16 protein-coding genes and 1 riboswitch are annotated in these 19,104 nt (G+C 62.7%); all 16 genes read right to left on the bottom strand.

Annotated features, from left to right (window positions below):
• Nucleotides 1-171 precede the first annotated feature (171 nt).
• Nucleotides 172-1,695 carry a 4Fe-4S dicluster domain-containing protein gene (locus B3H64_RS08785; RefSeq protein ID WP_050618904.1) on the bottom strand — a complete coding sequence of 508 codons (1,524 nt, stop codon included), beginning with the start codon at nucleotides 1,693-1,695 and terminating at the stop codon, nucleotides 172-174.
• Between the two features lie 193 nt (nucleotides 1,696-1,888).
• Nucleotides 1,889-2,680: a cobalamin B12-binding domain-containing protein gene (locus B3H64_RS08780; protein ID WP_050618905.1), complete on the bottom strand. Its 792-nt coding sequence runs from the start codon at nucleotides 2,678-2,680 to the stop codon at nucleotides 1,889-1,891.
• Nucleotides 2,677-4,239 carry a lysine 5,6-aminomutase subunit alpha gene (locus B3H64_RS08775; RefSeq protein WP_050618906.1) on the bottom strand — a complete coding sequence of 521 codons (1,563 nt, stop codon included), beginning with the start codon at nucleotides 4,237-4,239 and terminating at the stop codon, nucleotides 2,677-2,679. The genes B3H64_RS08780 and B3H64_RS08775 overlap by 4 nt, the downstream gene beginning before the upstream one ends.
• 68 nt (nucleotides 4,240-4,307) lie before the next feature.
• A complete protein-coding gene (gene ablA / locus B3H64_RS08770; protein ID WP_050618907.1) occupies nucleotides 4,308-5,558 on the bottom strand; it encodes a lysine 2,3-aminomutase in 1,251 nt (416 codons plus the stop codon).
• Between the two features lie 117 nt (nucleotides 5,559-5,675).
• Entirely contained in the window at nucleotides 5,676-6,719 is a 1,044-nt protein-coding gene (locus B3H64_RS08765; RefSeq protein WP_050618908.1) for an L-erythro-3,5-diaminohexanoate dehydrogenase, read from the bottom strand.
• Nucleotides 6,720-6,919: 200 nt separating this feature from the next.
• The gene (locus B3H64_RS08760) at nucleotides 6,920-7,738 is read right to left on the bottom strand and encodes a 3-keto-5-aminohexanoate cleavage protein (protein ID WP_050618909.1); all 819 of its coding nucleotides are present in this window, start codon (nucleotides 7,736-7,738) and stop codon (nucleotides 6,920-6,922) included.
• A 38-nt stretch (nucleotides 7,739-7,776) separates the two neighbouring features.
• Nucleotides 7,777-8,163, bottom strand: coding sequence for a hotdog domain-containing protein (locus B3H64_RS08755; protein WP_050619624.1), 387 nt, complete (start codon nucleotides 8,161-8,163; stop codon nucleotides 7,777-7,779).
• A gap of 150 nt (nucleotides 8,164-8,313) precedes the next feature.
• Nucleotides 8,314-8,489, bottom strand: a riboswitch (Lysine riboswitch).
• Between the two features lie 72 nt (nucleotides 8,490-8,561).
• Nucleotides 8,562-9,995, bottom strand: coding sequence for a MutS-related protein (locus B3H64_RS08750; RefSeq protein WP_286734500.1), 1,434 nt, complete (start codon nucleotides 9,993-9,995; stop codon nucleotides 8,562-8,564).
• A gap of 1 nt (nucleotide 9,996) precedes the next feature.
• Nucleotides 9,997-10,995 (bottom strand): hypothetical protein, encoded by a 999-nt coding sequence (locus B3H64_RS08745; protein WP_050619625.1) that lies wholly within the window; start codon nucleotides 10,993-10,995, stop codon nucleotides 9,997-9,999.
• A 123-nt stretch (nucleotides 10,996-11,118) separates the two neighbouring features.
• A complete protein-coding gene (locus tag B3H64_RS08740; protein WP_242853748.1) occupies nucleotides 11,119-11,835 on the bottom strand; it encodes a hypothetical protein in 717 nt (238 codons plus the stop codon).
• A 109-nt stretch (nucleotides 11,836-11,944) separates the two neighbouring features.
• Nucleotides 11,945-13,486 carry a recombinase family protein gene (locus B3H64_RS08735; protein ID WP_286734622.1) on the bottom strand — a complete coding sequence of 514 codons (1,542 nt, stop codon included), beginning with the start codon at nucleotides 13,484-13,486 and terminating at the stop codon, nucleotides 11,945-11,947.
• 404 nt (nucleotides 13,487-13,890) lie between these two features.
• Nucleotides 13,891-15,198: a TRAP transporter large permease gene (locus B3H64_RS08730; protein WP_238074482.1), complete on the bottom strand. Its 1,308-nt coding sequence runs from the start codon at nucleotides 15,196-15,198 to the stop codon at nucleotides 13,891-13,893.
• A complete protein-coding gene (locus B3H64_RS08725) occupies nucleotides 15,195-15,707 on the bottom strand; it encodes a TRAP transporter small permease (RefSeq protein ID WP_050618912.1) in 513 nt (170 codons plus the stop codon). The genes B3H64_RS08730 and B3H64_RS08725 overlap by 4 nt, the downstream gene beginning before the upstream one ends.
• Nucleotides 15,708-15,824: 117 nt before the next feature.
• Nucleotides 15,825-16,889: a TRAP transporter substrate-binding protein gene (locus B3H64_RS08720; RefSeq protein WP_286734491.1), complete on the bottom strand. Its 1,065-nt coding sequence runs from the start codon at nucleotides 16,887-16,889 to the stop codon at nucleotides 15,825-15,827.
• Nucleotides 16,890-16,964: 75 nt separating this feature from the next.
• Nucleotides 16,965-17,810 carry a 3-keto-5-aminohexanoate cleavage protein gene (locus B3H64_RS08715; RefSeq protein WP_286734489.1) on the bottom strand — a complete coding sequence of 282 codons (846 nt, stop codon included), beginning with the start codon at nucleotides 17,808-17,810 and terminating at the stop codon, nucleotides 16,965-16,967.
• Nucleotides 17,811-17,817: 7 nt separating this feature from the next.
• Nucleotides 17,818-18,852: an L-erythro-3,5-diaminohexanoate dehydrogenase gene (locus tag B3H64_RS08710; RefSeq protein WP_286734486.1), complete on the bottom strand. Its 1,035-nt coding sequence runs from the start codon at nucleotides 18,850-18,852 to the stop codon at nucleotides 17,818-17,820.
• Nucleotides 18,853-19,104 lie beyond the last annotated feature (252 nt).

Raw genomic sequence — 19,104 nt, 5'->3', positions numbered from 1 at the left:
GCCGTTTGGTCGGTTTTGGCGTTTTGCCCTTTCATCCAGTTAACGCACCGGCCCCGGCTTTTATCGCAAGAAGAGAAAAAATCTTTGAAAACTTTTCCAGGCTTCTGAAATCGCGCGGGGAGGAGGCGCCCCGTCGGCGCCTCCTCCCCGCGTGTCATACAGCCGGCGGACTCAATCCACCAGCTTATCCAGCTCCTTGATATGCTCCGTCTCGTTAGAGGTCTTGTGCTTGGCCTGCCTGGCGTACTGGTTCACCGCCGTCTTGGACCGCAGGATGGGCTGCATGGTGCCCGCGCCCGCCACGCACCCACCGGGGCAGGCCATGCCCTCCAGCAGGTAGCCGGGGTATTTGCCCGCCACGGCCCCCGTCATCAGCTTCCGGCACTCCTGCAGCCCCTCGGCGCTGGCCACCTGGATATCCCGTTCGGGGAATCGCTCCCGGATCACGTTCACCACCGCCTGGGCCACGCCGCCGGAGACGGCAAAGTTCCGCCCGTCGGCCGAGGCGTCGTTGACGCCGTCCGGGTCCTCCTGGATGGTGGCCAGGTCCAAGTGCTTGGCGTCGAAAATGCCGGCCATCTCCTCAAAAGTGAGAACAAAGTCCACCTCGCTGCGGACACTTTTGCGCATGGCCTCCAGCTTTTTGGCGGCGCAGGGCCCGATAAAGACCACCTTGCCGTGGGGGTGATCCTTCTTGATGAGCCGGGCGGTCAGGGTCATGGGGGTCAGGGCCATGGATACGCACCTGGCGTAGTCGGGGAAGAGCTTTTTGGCCATGACCGACCAGGCCGGGCAGCAGGAGGTGGCCATGAAGGGAAGGGACTCGGGCACCTCCCGGATGAAGTCCTCGGCCTCCTGGGTGGCGCACAGGTCGGCGCCGATGGCCACCTCGAAGATGTCGGCAAAGCCCAACTGCTTCATGGCGGCGCGGAGCTTGCCCGGAGTCACCTTGGGCCCGAACTGGCCCACAAAGGCGGGGGCTACCGCGGCATAGACCCGCTCGCCCGACTGAATGGCCCGGATGACCTGGAAAATCTGGGACTTGTCGGCGATGGCGCCGAAGGGGCAATTCACCAGGCACATCCCGCAGGAAACGCACTTTTCATAGTCGATATCGGCCTTGCCATTGACGTCGGAGTGAATGGCGTTCATGCCGCAGGCCGCGGCGCAGGGCCGCTCCTGCTTGATGATGGCGTGATAGGCGCACACATCCACGCAGCGGCCGCATTTGATGCACTTGTCCTGGTCGATGACCGACCGGCCGTTATAGCGGTCCAGCCGGATGGCATCCTTGGGGCAGACCTCCACACAGGGGTGAGCCAGGCAGCCCTGGCAGCCCTCGGTCACCAGCACCTGCTTCTCCTTGCAGCCGTTGCAGGCGAACTTGATCACATTGATGAGAGGCGGAGTGTAGTAGGTCTCATCCTGGTCCGCCGCCTCGATGTTGTCCGACAGGGGGGCGTGCTCGGCGGCGCTGCGGTAGGGCAGGCCCATGGCCAGCCGCAGGCGCTCGCCCACGATGGCGCGCTCCAGGAACACGTCGTTGCGGAAGTTGCCCACCTCGCCCGGAATGATCTTATAAGGGAGTGCCTCAATCCTCTTGTCCACCGGCCACTCGGTATGGTACGCCATCCGGGCCACTTCCCGGAAGATCCGATGCCGAATCTCCTGGATACGGGTCTCTACGCCTCGCATTGTACTGTCCCCTTTACGTTGTGTCGTTTCCGGCAGGAGCCTCATCCCCCGGTTCCCTCTCAGGATACCTTAATTGCCCTCGCCTGTAAAGCGTCAACTTGCGCAAAAATTGTAAGAGTGCCGTTCCGCCTGAAGCAACAGCACGCGAAGGGCAGGGCGCACCCCGCGGCACACCCTGCCCCATGGTCTGTTCTTATTCCCGACCCATGCGCCGGGCCATCTCCTTCACGGCGAAGGTGATGACATCGCCGGCGTAGGTGCCGGCGCCGAAGCCGGCGTCAAAGCCCAGCTCCTTGGCCAGCGCATGGGTGATGCGGGCGCCGCCGCAGCAGACAATCATCTTGTCCCGCACGCCTTCGGCCTCGCACAGCTCGACGAGCTCGGTGAGGTTCTTTACATGCACGTCCTTCTGGGTGACGGTCTGGGACACCAGCAGCACGTCGGCGTGGAGCTCCCGGGCCTTGCGGATGAACTCGTCGTTGGGCACCTGGGAGCCCAGGTTGTAGGCCTCCACCATCTCGTAGCGCTCCAGGCCGTAATGCCCGGCAAAGCCCTTGCGGTTCATGATGGCGTCGATGCCCACGGTGTGGGCGTCGGTGCCGGTGGAGGCGCCCACCACCACTACCTTGCGGCCGATGTGCTCCCGAATGTACTCGTTGGTCTCCTCCATGTCCATGGCCTCGTCGGCCACCGTCATGACCTCGATCTCGTTGTAGTTGACGCTGTGGGTGGTGGCCCCGTAGACCACATAGAAGGTGAAATTCTCATCGAGCTTCTGGCGCAGGGCCACGTTGGGGTCGGGGATGCCCATCTTCTGGGCCAGTTGGACCGCCGCCGCCGCCCCTTTGTCGTCGTCCTTCACCGGCAGGGTGAAGGACATCTGTACCTTGGCGTCGTTCATGGTATCGCCGTAAGGGCGCAGCTTGGTGAGGTCCAGTGTGGTGTCCAGGTCCTTGTCCCTGATCTGATACAGTCCGGAGCTCATTGATCCATTCCCCCTTTCATCATGGGTTCCAGGAAGGGATTCCGATAGCCGGGGGCCTTCTGGAATACGCCCTCCAGCCCCTTGCCGCCGTCCCGGGGCCGCTTGATGTCGGCGAAGATGCCCTTCTCCAGGGTCTCGAAGATGCCCAGCCGCTCGATCTCGGAGAGCAGGTCGGCCGCCTTGTGCAGCACCTGGTCGGCCCGCTGCTGCATAATGCCGCCCTCCTTAAACACGATCTCGCCGCCCAGGTCCTTCATAGTATTGAAAATATACTGGGCGTTCTGGATGGCCAGGAAGCGGTCGGACAGGAAGGGGGTGTGGATGGCCTCGGTCATCATGCCCAGCAGGTGGATCTTCTGGTTGGTGAGGATGGTGACCATGTTGAACAGAGCGTCCTGGACATGGCCCCGGAAGATGTTGCCCGTCATGAACTTGGTGGGGGGCATATACTTCAGGGGGGCCTCCGGGAAGATCTCCCGGGCCATCTCAGCCTGGGCCAGCTCGTAGAGGAAGCCGTTTTCTACGGCGGGGTCGATCTCAAAGGCGTGGCCCAGACCCATCTGGGACTTGGGCAGGCCGGCCCGCAGGGCGAACTGCTCGTTGAGGAGCTGAGAGGCCAGCACGGTGTGGGCCTCCTCCACCGCATCGGCGGTGGTGAGATAATTGTCCTCGCCGGTGTTGATGACCACGCCGGCGTAAGCGTTGATGGCGCGGGAGAAGTTCTGGTCCACCAGGGTGCGCTGCATGTTGATGTCTCGGAACAGGATGCCATACAGGGCGTCGTTGAGCATCACGTCCAGGCCCTCGAAGGCGCCCATGGCGGCGATCTCGGGCATGCACAGGCCGGAGCAGTAGTTGCACACCCGGATGTAGCGGCCCATCTCGGCCCCCACCTGGTCCATGGCCTGGCGCATCAGGCGGAAGTTCTCCTGAGTGGCGTAGGTGCCGCCGAAGCCCTCGGTGGTGGCCCCATAGGGGACGTAGTCCAGCAGAGACTGGCCGGTGGTGCGGATGACGGCGATGACGTCGGCGCCCTGCCGGGCGGCGGCGGTCGCCTGGGTGATGTCCTCATAGATGTTACCGGTGGCCACGATCAGATAGATCCAGGGCCCCTGCTTGTCGCCGTGCTCGGCCAGGAAGTCCTCCCGGCGCTTCCGGCGGGCGGCGATCTTCGCCATGGCCTCCCGGACCACCGGGTCCAGGACCGCCTCGATCTCGGCGCCGCTGTGGGCGGGCAGCGCCGTCAGGTCCAGTTCGCCGGCGGAGACCGCCTCGGCAATTTCCTGGGGCGTCTTGCCGGTGGCCAGCATGGCGTTGCCCACCCAGAAGGCCGCGCCTTGGGGCAGGGCGCTCTTGCCGGTGAGATGCTCCACCACCACGTTGGGCAGGGGCACCTCGAACTCGTTGACCCCGTCGATGCCCAGCAGGCGACACACCGTCCGCTCCACCGCCACGGTGGTGTGGCGGTCGATGAACCGCTGGGTGTCGTCGGCCACCTTGGACGCGTGGGCCCGCGCCTCCTCTACCAGTTCAAAATTCAGGTTCAGTTTTGATTCCAAGGGGTTCCACCTCGTTTCTCTCGTTTCAAGGGAAGGGGACGGGAGCCGCGGCCCCCGCCCCGTTGCTGTCAATGCTGCTCGCGCTTATGCCGCTCCAGGTTGGCGGGCTCCATGGACATCATGTGCCCCTGCTCCAGCGCCGCCACGCCCATCAAGTCCACCTTCCGCTTGCCCGTGCAGACCTCGCAGTGGCAGGTCTCCTCATAGTGCTCGGGCTCGGTGTAGGTGGTGATGACGCCCTCATAGTTGCGCAGGATGACCTTGTGGGGGGCCTGGGAGATGACATAGTTGGGCATCACGGGGGTCTTGCCGCCGCCGCCGGGGGCGTCCACCACAAAGGTGGGCACGCAGAAGCCGGAGGTGTGGCCCCGCAGGGCCTCGATGATCTCGATCCCCTTGGACACCGGGGTGCGGAAGTGCTCCAGGCCCATGCTCAGGTCGCACTGATAGATGTAGTAGGGGCGCACCCGGATCTTCACCAGCTCGTTGACCAGCTTCTTCATCACGTGGACGCAGTCATTGACTCCGGCCAGCAGCACGGACTGGTTGCCCAGAGGAATGCCGGCGTCGGCCAGCCGGGCGCAGGCGGCGGCGGACTCGGCGGTGATCTCGTTGGGATGGTTGAAGTGGGTGTTGAGCCAGATGGGGTGGTACTTCTTCAGCATATCGCACAGCGCGGGGGTGATGCGCTGGGGCAGTACCACCGGGGTGCGGGAGCCGATGCGGACGATCTCCACGTGGGGAATGGCCCGCAGCTCTTTGATGATGTACTCCAGCCGCTCGTCGGAGACCAGCAGAGCGTCGCCGCCGGAGAGCAGCACGTCCCGGACCTCGGGGTGATGGCGGATGTAGTCGATGGCCACGTCGACCTGATCCACCGGCAGGCCGGCGTCGTGCTGGCCGGCGAAGCGGCGGCGGGTACAGTGGCGGCAGTACATGGAGCACTGATCGGTGATGAGCAGCAGCACCCGGTCGGGGTAGCGATGGGTCAGGCCGGGGGCCGGAGAGTCGGCGTCCTCATGGAGGGGGTCCAGCAGGTCGGCCTTGGACTGGTGGAGCTCCGCGGCGGTGGGGACCGCCTGACGGCGGACGGGGTCATAGGGGTCGTCAGGGTCGATGAGGGAGAGGTAGTAGGGGGTGATGGCCATGCGCAGGGTGCCCAGGCAGGCCTTGACGCCCTCTTCCTCCTCGGGGGTCAGGCTGATGTACTTTTTCAGGTCCTCCAGGGTCTCGATCCGGTTGGCCACCTGCCAGTGCCAGTCGTTCCAATCCTCATCAGAGACCTGGGGGAACAGCGCTTTGCGTCTGGATTCGTTCATTCGGTCGCACCGCCTTTCAGAATTCGCGCCTCGGGTAACCGCGGCGGCAGGAAAGAGGGAAGGAACGCCCCGGCGTGTCCCCGCGGACGCCGCCGGTAACGCGCCTTCCCTTGGGTATTATACGTATTTCTCCTCAAACAGCTTGCGCAGCTTGGGATTCTCCCGCAGGACGTTCAGGGTGATGTCGGCATGGTCCTTGGTGTAGCCGTTGCCCACGATCATGGTCACGTCCTTGCCGATGCCCTCGGCCCCCAGGGCCGCCTTGGTGAAGGAGGTGGCCATGGAGAAAAAGTACACCAGGCCGTCGTCCCGGACGGGCAGGATGGCGGACATCTCGCAGCTCTCGATGTTGACGCAGCAGATGGAGATGTCATACTCCTTGCCGCCGTTGACGGCCAGGGCGGCCTCCATGACCTCCACGGGCTTGGTGGCGTCGGCCAGCACGATGTCGGTGTAGACGCCCAGCTCCTTCAAAGCGGGGATCTGCTTCGGGTTGCGGACCACGCCGACCACCTTGCCGTTGGGCCCCACCTTCTTCATAGCCTCGTAGCCACACAGCACGCCGGACTTGCCGTTGGCCCCCAGGATCAGGACGCTGTCGCCCTCCTTGGGCAGCTTGCGGGCCTGGGCGGGAGCGCCGGCCACGTCCAGGGCGGCCAGGGCCAGAGGCTCGGGCATGTCGTCGGGCAGCTTGGCGTAGATGCCGCTTTCAAACAGGATGGCCTGGGCTTCCACATCCACCCGGTCGATGTCCTGATGGACGGCCAGGATCTTATGGATCTTCAAGGGCGTCAGGGACAGGGACACCAGGGAGGCGATGCGGTCGCCCTCCTTCAGGTCAATCTTGCCCTTCAGGTCGTCGCCGATCTTGGCCACGGTGCCCATGAACATGCCGCCGGAGCCGGTGACCGGATTCTGCTGCTTGCCGCGCTCGGCCACGATGGACAGGATCATCTCGCCGATCTTCTGGTCGTCATGGCCGCACACGTCGGCGATCTGGGTGAAGGAGGCGGAGTCCACGTTCAGGGCGGTGACGTTGCAGAGGATCTCGTTGGAGTAGATCTCATCCATGTTGTTGTCGATCTTGTACGCAGCCTGGGTCAGCACGCCTTTGGGTTCGATGACGCGGTGAGTGCCGTACTTATTGCCCTTTTTCTGCATATGTTTTGACCTCCTGTAGATTGAGATTCGGGGACCGGGTATGTGGATTTGGGAATGGTTGTGGGTTGGTTTGGGTTTGGAATTGGGAATGTGGGAATTGGGTTGGGAATGGTTTGGTTTTGGTGCGTTTGGTTTGGGAATCGGAAACGCGGCGGGCGGCGGGTCCCCGTGCAGCTCCCGGCCGCGTTTGGGAACACGGGTTACTTCAGACTGAGAATCCTGCGGGCCTCGTCCGGGGTGGCGATCTCCCGGCCCAGCAGCTTGGCCAGCTCCACCACACGGGCCACCAGCTCGCCGTTGGACTTGGCCAGCACGCCTCTGGACAGGGTCAGCTCGTCCTCGAAGCCCACCCGGACGTTGCCGCCCATGGCGATGGCGGCGGCGGCCATGGTAAAGGCGTGGCGGCCGATGCCGGTGACCGTCCAGGTGGAGCCGGCGGGGATCTGACTGACCAGATAGCACAGGTTGGGTACGGTGGCGGGGGTACAGCCGCCCACGCCCAGCACAAAGTTGAACTGCATGGGTTCGCCGGGCGCCTGCCCCTTCCGGGCCAGGGTCAGAGCGGTGTCCAGATGGCCGATCTCAAAGCATTCGTACTCTGGCTTGATGTGATTTTCCAGCATCCGCTTGCCAAAGGCCCGCAGAGTGGGCATGTCGTTTTGGAATACATCGTCGCCGAAGTTGCAGGTGCCGCAGTCCAGCGTGGCCATCTCGGGCATCAGCTCGGTGGGCTGGAGGCGCTCCTCCGGCGTCATCCCCACGGCGCCGCCGGTGGAGGGGATCAGAATCACACCGGGACAAGCCGCCTGAATGGCGTCCATCACGACCCGGAAGCGCTCCCGGTCCTGGGTGGGGGTGCCGTCGTCCCAGCGGACGTGCACGTGGATAACCGCTGCCCCGGCGTCATAGGCGCTCTTGGCCTCCCGCACCATCTCTTCCAGCGTGTAGGGAACGGCGGGGTTCTGCTCCTTGGTGACCTCCGCGCCGCAGATGGCGGCGGTGATAATCAGCTTTTCCATAGGGTAAACCTCCTTTTCATCGGGCTTGCTTGCGGTGTTCAGCGGGCGATGCGCTGTTTGTCCTTGGGCACCACGCAGGTGCCGGAGGCGCGGCAGACCACGACAGGCTCGGCCAGCTTGTCGGCGGCGGAGTCGCTGATGTCGGGCCGGGGCACGGCCACCTTGCGGGCCTCGAAGACCATCTTGCGGGAGGTGTTGCCCATGTGGGTGATCTCGCCCACCGCCTCGATGAAATCGCCGGCGTAGACGGGCGCCAGAAACTCCACGTTGTCGTAGGCGCAGAACAGGCCCTCGTCGCCGTCACTGATGATGAGCAATTCAGTGGCCACGTCGCCGAACAGATGGAGCATGTGGGCCCCGTCCACCAGATTGCCGCCGTAGTGAGCGTCCTCCGCCCCCATACGGACCCGGATCATGGATGTCATTTTTTCCATCGTCAATACCCCCTAAAAAATTTTCCATACGGTTCCCCAAAAAACATCAAGCGCCGCCCGTCCTGCCCCGAAAGGGAGCAAAACGAACAGCGCTCCATGCAAACAACAAAACGCTATTTATGCCTGACGGTCACCCGACAGAACATAAATAGCGCTTCATGTTTCCATGACAATCCGTGCGCACTGGGCCCACGTCTCAGGAGAGGCTCGGGACAGCTCCCCCCTCCTTCGGCGGCGGTCCCATTCCCAGCGCGCATCGGGCCTGACCGCCCTTTGCATCGCGCCGGTACCTGAACTGCCGCGCCTCTATTCACACAATATTTTGTTATACCGCTCTAATAATATAGGCACTTTAACTAAATATTATTATAGCACCGGCCGTCAGTTTGTCAACTATTTTCTTCAAAGATTTTCATCCATTCTTCGTCCAGATCCAGCAGGCGGCACACCCGCAGGGCGTCCCGGGGACAGGGCGCACCGGGCGGCGCGGCCAGCAGGCGGTAATCCATAAGCCGGGACAGCCGGTCCAGCGGGGCCTCCCCCGCCCGGAAGGCGGCGGTATCCAGGGCGGCAAGACCTGCCACCTGGTAATGCCGCCGGGCGGCATCGGACACGCCGTCGTAATGGGTGGTCATCATGGCCACGCAGTTGAGCCCGCCCAGATATTCCACCAGCGCCCGGGCCAGGGCCGCCCCCTCCCGGGGATTGGTGCCCCGGGCGAACTCGTCCAGCGCCACAAAGAAGAACTTCCCCTTCTCCCGCCGCAGCAGGTCCCCCAGCGCGGCCACCTCGGCCCCGAAGGAGCTGAGGCCCTGCTCCACCGACTGCCGGTCGGTGCAGATAAGGCTCACCGAATCGAACAGGGGAGCGGTCATTTCCCGGGCAAAGACAAAAAAGCCGGTCTGGAGCAGCAGCAGGTTCAGGGTGACGCTCTTGAGGGAGACGCTCTTGCCCCCCATGTTGGCCCCTGTGATGACAGTGGTCCCCTTCTCCAGTGTGATGGACACCGGAGTAAAGGCCCCGCCCCGCTCCTTCAGGTGGTCGGCCACCTCGGGATGGACCATGTCGAACGCCTCTACCTCCGGCACGGCGGACAGCCGGGGCCGGACGCAGCCGAACCGCCGGGCCAGCCGGGCCTTGGCCAGCGTCAGGTCCAGGCGGCCGATGGCGTCCATGGCGGCAAAAAAGCCTGCTTTCTCCCGCAGCAGGGCGGCCGTCAGCCGCCGCCGGGCGGCCAGCTCCGCCTTGTCCTCCTCCAGCACCAGCTCCCGCCGCCGGGCCAGCAGGGCTTCCCGGGCCTCCCCCTCCGCGCTCCGCAGCTCCCGCTCCACCTGGAGCTTATCCGCCCGGATGCGCTCCAGGGCCGGGTCGAAGGCGTTCTCCACCGAGAAGGGGGGCAGCCGCCGCCCGCTGGGGTCCAGCAGGTCCAGCAGCCCCGTCATGGGACGCAGCTCCAGCCCCTCCAGCCGTGGGAAGCGGCCGTACTCCTCCGCCAGGCGTTCCAGATAGAGCAGGAAATGTTTGACCTCGAAGAGCTCCACCTCGTCCATGGGGGAATTGGAGGGGCGCTGGAAGGAGTTTTTGATGTCGTGGAACTCCGACAGCAGATGGACGACGTTCTCCACCGCCGGCGCACCCTGCTCCATCCACGCCAGCAAAGCGTCCACCCGGCCCAGCTCCGCCTCCAGCGCCCCCTCCTCGCCGGGCCCGTACCAGCGGGGGGTCCGGGCCAGAGCGCGGCCGAAGGGAGAAGCCGGCTCCAGCCGGGCCATGACCCAGAGGTAGCCGGTATCCTCCTTGAGTTGTTGATCGAGCTTTACCATGTCATACCTCCCTCACGTCCACCACCGGGACCTCTACCGCCGCCCGCAGGGCGGACAGGAGCTCCTCCCGGTCCAGGTGCTTGCCGTAGGCCGACCAGGGGTTGGCGCACACGGCGGCGATGGTCAGCCGCCGCGCCGCTTGCAGAGACCCGCCGCCCCGGAAAAAGGCGGCGGTGCTGCTCCGGTCCGCCAGAAAATGGGTGGCGTCTGGAGCGGCCACCACCGTGGGAGCCCCCCGCCGGGCCAGGGTGCGGAGCATGGGACTGGTGACGCCTCCCGCCACCCAGAGCACGCACTTCTCCCGGGGCAGCGCCCCCCACAGGGGCTGGCCGCTATCCTCCCGCTCCAGGGGCAGCCGCTCTCCCTCCGGCGTAAAGAGGGCAAAGCGCTCCTGTTCCGCCGCCAGAGCCGCCCGGAGGCCGGGTTCCTCCGGCTCCGGCGCGGCGAACAGGGCGCAGGTGTGGGCCGTCTCGGCGGCGATGACCGCCGCCCCGCCGTCCATGGAGGCGCCTACGCACAGAATGGCACAGCCGCCCGGTTCCGCCCCCGCCAGGGATTTCCGCCCGGCGGCTCCATCGATCAGCACCCGGTCGGCTCCCAGCTCCCGGAAGGTCCCGGCCAGGGGGGCCAGTTGCGCCACCGCCGAGGGGCCCGCCAGTTGGATGTATCCGTCGGACAGGGCGCGGAACACCGCCACCGGGCCCAATGGGGTCATCACGCCAGTAACCCGGTCCACCTCCACCGTAGCGTCGCATAGGGGCAGCAGCCCACGGGCCGTGGCGAACAGCGTACCCGCCGGGACCCAGATCTCCGGCTTTTCCGTCCCCGTCACCACGTCGGTCCGCTCCCCATCCCGACCCACCGAAGTCATGGCCAGGGTCTCCCCCTCCAGCTCCCGGATGAGCCGACACAGCGCGGTGGTCTTACCGGCATTCTTGCACAAACCGATGACAGTCACCGGCGAGGCGTCCCCCACCAGGGGGGCCAGCAGCGGCTTCACGGCCCTCTCCCCTTCCCGCATTGCAGATTCCATAGCGCCATTATAGGGGCTCAGCCTGGGAAATGTCAATGGGGCGGCCGGCTGAACCGGCCCGCCCCATTGACGCGCTTGCCCGGAAAAATTTCAGCTTTCCTTCAAGATTTCCCCGGCAATCCGGTCGGCCATCCGGCCCACCCGTTCGAAATCCACATAGGGGTTGTAGAGGGCCTCCAGCTCGTCGTGCATGGCCTTGGCCTGGGCCAGAGAGTCCACCGCCTCCTCCGTCAGGGCGGCGGACACCTTCCGCGAAAAGCGCAGCCGCGCCCTGTTCCGGCGCACCGCCTCGGCGTCCGCCATGGCGTCCAGCCGGATGCGGCGGTAGGGCCGCTTTTCGTAGGGCAGGGCCGGAGAGCTGGTCACGAAGGCCAGCGACAGCCCCGGGAGGAGCAGATGCTCCAGCCGGTCGGGGGCCATGGGGGAGACGCAGGCCACCGCGTCGTGGCCCGCCGCCACCGCCCCGGAGAGCAGGTGGGTCAGCATCACATGGGCCAGCCCGTAACTGTCCGCCAGCTCGTAAACCCGTTTACATAACTTATCCACTGTATCAAATTCCGCCAGAAGCCCCCGGTGCGTTACCGCCGAGAGGAACCGCTGCTTCACCTGCCCGGCGCCCTCCCCCGTCTTTTTGATTTCCCGGGACAGGATGCCCTTGCTCCGCTTGGCAATCTTGGCCTCTACCTGCGGCGAAATCACGATGGATCGCACATCCTCCGCGATCTCCTCCGCCGCGCCCAGGCAGCGGTAGGCCCGCTGGTAGCACGCCGGATAACCGCCCATGCAGGACAGGATTTCCGCGCGCACATCCCCCAGGGCTTTTTTATCATAACAGTCTCCAATGTTAACATAAGATTCAACTACCCCGGGGTATTTAGGCTCCACCACATGGGCCTCGGCAACCGAAGGACACTTGTTAAAATTTCCAGGTAATCCGAATCTCCTGGCGTCCGGTGGCCGGGTCCCGCTCGCCAATCTCGATCTTTTCCACCAGAGCGACCACCAGCTCCCGAGGCACGGTCTCCAACTGCAGCAGCTCCCGCATCCGGTCCATAATGCTGGCCTGGTCCACCGGGTATGTCCGTTTGTTCAGCTCCTCACCGTTTTGAGCCAGCCGACGCTCCAGGCGCCCTTTTTCCATCTGAAGGTCCCGGTTTAGCTCCACAAACTGCCCCTCGCTGAGTACGCCAGAGATTTTATCCAGGTACAGATTTTTTAACGCCTGGCTCCGCTTTTCCAGTTGGGCTTTCAGCGCTTTCTGCTCCTGCTCCAGAGCCTCTCTGCGGGTGTCCCGCGGCGGAGGCACATTCAGTTCCTCCAGCGGACAGCAGCTTTGAACATAGTGGCGGATGCGTTCGGAAACCTGCTCGATCAGTTGATCCAGACGGATGGAGTGCCGGGTGCAGCGCTTCTCCCTTCCACTGTCTGCATACAGCTTGCAGCGGAGGTAGGACACCCTGGGCCGCCCCTGCTGACAGTTGGTGGTCTTGCTCATGGTGCTGCCGCAGTCCATGCACTTCACCAGCCCGGACAGCAGGTGGGCTTCTCCGGTACCGTCGGCCTTGGAGCGCAGCTTCAGGCTTCTCTGTACTGCGCGGAAGGTCTCCCGGTCAATGATGGCCTCATGGGTCCCCTCTACCCGATACCACTGATCTTCGGGAACCGGGAGCATCGTCTTGGATTTGTAGCTCGCCTTTTTCCGTCGGCCCTGGAGCATCACCCCTGTGTACATCTCGTTGTGGAGCATCCTCCAGATGGTGGTCTTGTTCCAGAGGCCATACTGGTTGGAGCCCGGGGGACCAGCGGTCCACCCCCGCTCCAGCTTATACCGGGCCGGGTTCGGGATGCCCCGGTCGTTGAGCATCCGGGCGATCTCCTGTTTCCCGCGGCCCTCCAGGGACCACTGGAAGATCTGACGCACCACTTGAGCGGCCTGCGCTTCCACAATCAGATGATTGTGGTCTTTCGGGTCCTTCTGATAGCCGTAGATGGGGAACGCTCCGATATACTGCCCCTGCCGCCGCTTCAGGTCAAAGACCATGCGGATGTTTTCCGACAGGTCCTCCAGATACCACTCGTTCACCAGGCCGTTGATCTGCCGGGCCTTTTTGGTGCCCTTCACCTCCGTGTCAACGTTGTCCGCCACCGCAATAAAGCGGACGCCCCAGATGGGGAACAGGCCATGGATGTACTTTTCCACCAACTCCATATCCCGGGTGAACCGGGATTGGCTCTTGCAGAGGAGAATTTGGAACTTTTTCTCCCTGGCCGCCCCAATCATCCGGTTGAAGTCGGGCCGCAGGCTGTCGGCCCCGGAATAATCCTCGTCGCAGTAGATGTGGTAGATATCCCAGCCACGCTCCACAGCGTAGCTCACCAGCAGAGATTTTTGATTTTGGATACTCTCGGACTCTGTTTTGTATTTGTCCTCATCCTCTTTGCTCAATCGTGCATAAATGGCGCAGAGAATGTGCAGCCCTCCCCTCTAAAGGCGCAGCTACGCCCCTCCCCCCGGCACGCAGAGCTGCCGCCCAGCCGAAAATCATTTAAGTCCCCCCGCCGTTCAAACGTGGCGCCGGGCTCATTTGCAGAGTTCTTTTGTGAGCCAGGCCACCACCGCCCGGCGGACCGCTTTCCCGTCTGGTTCTTTGGGGGACAGGAGCTTCTCCGTTAGGATAATTGTGGATTTCCGCATAAAATCGCCTCCGGTTCAGGATATGCTTACCGGGGCGGCGGATATGAAACAGAAGCGTCCGCTACTTTGGCGGATAAAGTCGAATTGATCGGCGCGCTGATCGGTATGAGAACTGTGTGAGGCCCGGGCTGACCGAAGTCAGTCCGGGCCTCACACCGTTGTTGGGCTTATACAAACATCAGGGAGAGGGAGGGAATATACGTTAGAATCATCAGCAGTACGATGGACACCAGGAAGAAGGGCACAATCCACTTGAACATGCTCTCCATCTTGATCTTAGCCACAGCCGCACCGACAAACAGGTTGCATCCATAAGGCGGAGTGCACAGGCCAAAGGCCAGATTGACCGCCATGACAACGGCAAAGTGGATGGGATTGATGCCGAAGGTCTGAAGCGTAGGCAGCAGCATGGGGGCCATAATGATAATGGCGGGTACCGTGTCCAAGAAGCAACCAATGACCAGCAGGATCGCATTGATGACCAACAGAACGACGGCGGGGTTGTCGGACACGTTGGACAGGAAGGTGGTGATGGCCTGGGGCACCTGCTCGAAGGTCATAAAGGTGGAAAACACGGTGGAGTAACCCAGCAGGAAGGAAGTTGCCCCGTTGAGCACCGCAGCGCCCACCAGAGTCTCGTAGAGGGACTTCCAGTCCATATCCTTGTAGACAAAGATGGAGACGATGACCGAATAGACCACGGAGACGGCGGCGGCCTCTGTGGGGGTAAAAATGCCGGAGTAGATGCCGCCCAGAATAATGACTGGGGACAGCAGAGCCCAGAACCCGTCCTTGGTGGCCTTGCCCAGCCGCTTCAGTCGGGCCACAAGGGCCTCCTTAAGGGGCTTTTTCTCGTCGGAGCGGACAGGCAGGTCGGTACCTGTGCGCTTGCAGATGATGATATTGACCACCAGGAAGGTCAGACCGATGATGATACCGGGGAGGATACCCGCCTTGAACAGATCCGGCACCGAGGTTTTGGTGGTGGCGCCATAGAGGACAAAGGACAGGGAGGGCGGGATGATGGGGCCCACGGTGCCGCCGAAGCACACCAGAGTGGCGGCATAGGAGGGATCGTAGCCCCGCTTTTTCATCTCAGGGATCATCATGCCGCCGATGGCGGCGGTGGTGGCCATGCCGGAGCCGGACAGGGCGCCGAAGAACATACACGCCAGCATGGATACGCAGCCCAGGGCTCCGGTGAGAAAATCGACCAGAGCCGAGGCAAATTCCACGATCCGCTTGGCGATGCCTCCGGTGGAGATCACCGACCCGGCCAGCATGAAGAACGGGATGGCCATGACGGTAAAGGAGAAGATGCCGGAATAGCAGTACTGGGCGTTGACCACCATGTTCAGATCCGAGCAGTAGAACATAGCGACCATGGTGGCGCCGCCGATGGCAAAGCCCACGGGCACACCGATCATCAGCAAGAGCACCAGGAGCACCAGCAGGACAATCAAAGCGGTATTCACTGCGCCTCGCCTCCTTCCGATTCCTCCGGACGTCCCTTCGCCAAGAAGACGACGGAATCCTTGATACTGGCCAGGCAGCGGATGGTCATCAGGGTACAGCCCACCACCACCGCCAGGTAGCCCCAGGAGGTGCTGATTTTGATGCCGGCATAGGGAGAGGTCCACTGGCTGATGACCAGGGACACACCGTAGTACAGCGTGACGACACAGATGGCGATCACGACGAGGTCGGACAGGATGTTGAAAACCTGGGCCGCCCGGAAGGGCAGGTGGTCGGTGAGCATGGTGATCTTGATGTGCTCCCCCTTCCGCTGTGCAATGCTGATGCCAAGCCAGGAGATCCAGACGAAGAGGAACTTGCCCAGCTCCTCGGACCAGTACAGGGAATTGCCGGTCTTGCGCATAATCACCTGCACAAAAATAATGAGCACCATCGCCGAGAACATGGCCACCAGGACCACTTCCTCCACGCGGTTGAGCACATCAACGATGCGATTGGTCTTTTTCATAGTCAGCCAGGATGTATTCTAAAAATACATCGCGCCCTCCTTTTCTCACTTTTTAAGCGGCGGACCGACTGGAGGAGCCGGTCCGCCCTGAGGCAGTTTGGGATCTTTTCCGGGGACTTACTGGGGCACGGTGGCCAGCCAGCGATCCATCATCTCGTCGCCGACCTTCTCGCGCCACTTGTCGTATACGGGCTGGACAGCCGCCTTGAAGGCGGCGACCTCTTCGTCGGTCAGCTCCTCCACGGTGGCGCCTTCGTCCTTGAAGCGCTGGATATAATCCATCTCGTTGGCGCGCTCCTCGTCACGCTGCTGCTTGCAGGCCAGCGTGACGGCCTCCTGGATCAGAGCCTGGTCCTCGGCGGACAGAGACTTGAACCAGTCCAGCGAGCAGATGATGGGGAACGGGGAGCTGGCGTGGTTGGTCAGGGTGATGTAGGGAGCGATCTCATGCAGGGAGAAGTCGTTGAACACGCCCAGGGAGTGGTCCAGAGCCTCGATGGTACCGGTGGACAGAGAGGTAATGACCTCGCCCCAGGACATCGGCGTGGGGGCAGCGCCCATGGCGTTCCACATCTCAATGTTCAGCTCGTCCTGGGCGATACGGATCTTCTGGCCGTGGAGGTCGTCGGAGTTGTGGTAGCAGCCGGTGCGGCTGATAACCTGACGCATGCCGTTGTAGTACATGCCCAGGCAGTAGTAGCCCGCGTCAGCGATGGTCTCGTTGAACAGCTCTAGACCGCCGTTTTCGAAGGTGCCCTTCTCCCAGTCTTCATAGGTGGGGTACAGGAAGGGCAGGTCCACACAACTGGATGCCGCACCGGTGACGGAACTCACCACGGAGGACAGGTCAAACTCCATCGTCAGGGTGCCCAGCTTGACGCCGGCGACCATGTCGGGGGAATCGCCCAGTTGTCCGTCGGGATAGACCTCCACCTTAAAGCGGCCAGGCGCCTTTTCCTCCAGGTATTCGCCGATCCACACGCTCCAGACGTGGGTAGACCGGGTAGACGAGTCGGTATGGCCGATTTTGATCACGATGGGGTCAGACGTGGTTTCCGACCCGCCGGACTGGCTGCTGGAGGGGGCGGGAGAGCTGCCGCCGGAGGTGCTGGGACGACTGCAGGAGGACAGCAGGGTGAAGCAAAGTGCTGCGCTCAGTGCGAGGGTAATCCATTTTTTCATTTTCATCGTATTCTCCTCTCATTCACATGGTGGATGTATTTTCTGTTCACAGCGGTTCAGACCGCAAAACAGACCTTATTTGCGCAGGCCCAGAATGCCGCGGGCCTCGGCGGGAGTGGCCACGGGCCGGCCCAGGAGGGCGGCCAGATCCGCCACCTTTTTCACCAACTCGCCGTTGCTCTTAGCCAGGACCCCCTTGGACAGATAGAGGTTGTCCTCGAAGCCCACCCGGACGTTGCCGCCCATGGCGATGGCCGGGGCGGCCAGCTCAAAGGCGGCTCTGCCGATGCCCGTGGCGGTCCAGGTGGAGCCGGCGGGGATGGACCGGACCAGCCAGTCCAGGTTCCCGGCGGTAGCCGGAGTGCAGCCCGCCACACCCAGCACAAAGTTGAACTGCATGGGCGCGCCGGGTACCAGGCCCTTGTTTGCCAGCTTCAGGATGGTGTCTACATGCCCCATCTCAAAGCACTCGTATTCCGGCTTGATCTGGTTTTCCAGCATCCGCTTGCCAAAGGCCCGCAGGATGGGGAGGTCATTGACAAATACGTCGTCCCCGAAGTTGCAGGTGCCGCAGTCCAGCGTGGCCATCTCGGGCATCAGCTCGGTGGGCTGGAGCCGCTCCTCCGGCGTCATCCCCACGGCGCCGCCGGTGGAGGGGATCAGGATCACACCGGGACAAGCCGCCTGAATGGCGTCCATCACGACCCGGAAGCGCTCCCGGTCCTGGGTGGGGGTGCCGTCGTCCCAGCGGACGTGCACGTGGATAACCGCTGCCCCGGCGTCATAGGCGCTCTTGGCCTCCCGCACCATCTCTTCCAGCGTGTAGGGAACGGCGGGGTTCTGCTCCTTGGTGACCTCCGCGCCGCAGATGGCGGCGGTGATAATCAGCTTTTCCGTTTTAATCGACTCCTTTTGAAACAACTGACGCTTATCTGCAATACCGCTCGGTGAAATAACGGCGCAGCTTCTCCTCCCGACGGACGATGTCAAAGGCGATCTCCGCATGGCCGGGGTAGTAGCCGTTGCCGATCAGCATCGGCACATGCTTTTCCACTCCCTCGGCGCCCAGCGAGGCTTTGACAAAGTCGGTGCTCATGCTGAAAAAGTAGATCATGCCGTTGTCGTCCGTGACCAGGATGGTGGAGAGCTCCGTGTCCGACACGCTGACGGTGCTGACCGTGAAATCGGATAATTTCCCATTCAATGCGCGGGTATATGCCTCGTAGGTTTCCAGGGGCTTCTGACCGTTGACCTGGAGCACCACATCGGCGATGCCAAGGCCGCGCACCACCTCGCACTGCTCGGCGGAATACTCCAGACACACGACCTTCCCCGTGGGAGACACGCGCTTCTTGGCCTCCGCCAGGCACAGAAGCCCCGCCTTGCCCGCGCCCATGACGACCACGGTATCGCCCGCCTTGGCATGAATGGCGACCTGTGCGGGCGCCCCCGCCACATCCATCAGCGCAAGGCTGAGCTTATCTCCCAGGTCCTCCGGCAGCTTGGTGTAGATCCCGGTCTCAAACAGCACCGCGTCCGCCTTGCAGTAGACCTGTTCTGTGTCGACGTCGATGTCGGTGATTTCATAGATTTTCAGGGGCGTCAGGGACAGGGAAACCAATGTGGCGATTTTGTCGCCCACCTTGACGCCGGCACTTTCTTTCAAATCGGCGCCGATTTCTTTGACCCGTCCGATGAGAATTCCACCGGATTTGCTCACCGGGTCCTGGAACTTGCCGCGCTCCTCGACAATCTCCAGAATGGCAGCGGCGATTTTTGTCTTGTCGCCGCCGCACTCGCGCTTGATGCGGCCAAAGGCGGTGGCGGTGGGTTGAAGAGCAATGACGTCGATCAAGATCTCGTTGGTGCAGATCACGGGATCATTGTTGATTTTCTCTGCAGCCTGAGGCAGCAGGCCGGTGGGAAAAATAACGCGGTGACTACCGTATTTATCCCCTCTCATGGAACAATCCTCCTTGACATAGAGCTCGTATTTCAGGAAATCCTGTGCCCTTTTATTTTGCAAGCTGTATGCCAATTTTGTTTTCAAAGGAAACTTTCACAGAAAAACCATCCGTCAGAGGGGCGCATCTGCGCGAGGCGGTGGGGGCGGGCTTTGTACGACGGGTACTCCGGCCCAGTTAAAGTCGAGAGGGTGGGGAATTTTTGCTGCAAAATATGCTCTTTGCAAACTTTGGATTCCACAATTCTTCCA

The sequence above is a fragment of the Intestinimonas sp. UBA1698 genome (assembly GCF_002320075.1).
Taxonomy (GTDB): Bacteria; Bacillota; Clostridia; order Oscillospirales; family Oscillospiraceae; genus Intestinimonas; species Intestinimonas massiliensis.
The sequence above is the reverse complement of the archived record's forward strand: the minus strand, read 5'-3'. Positions and strand labels throughout refer to the sequence as shown.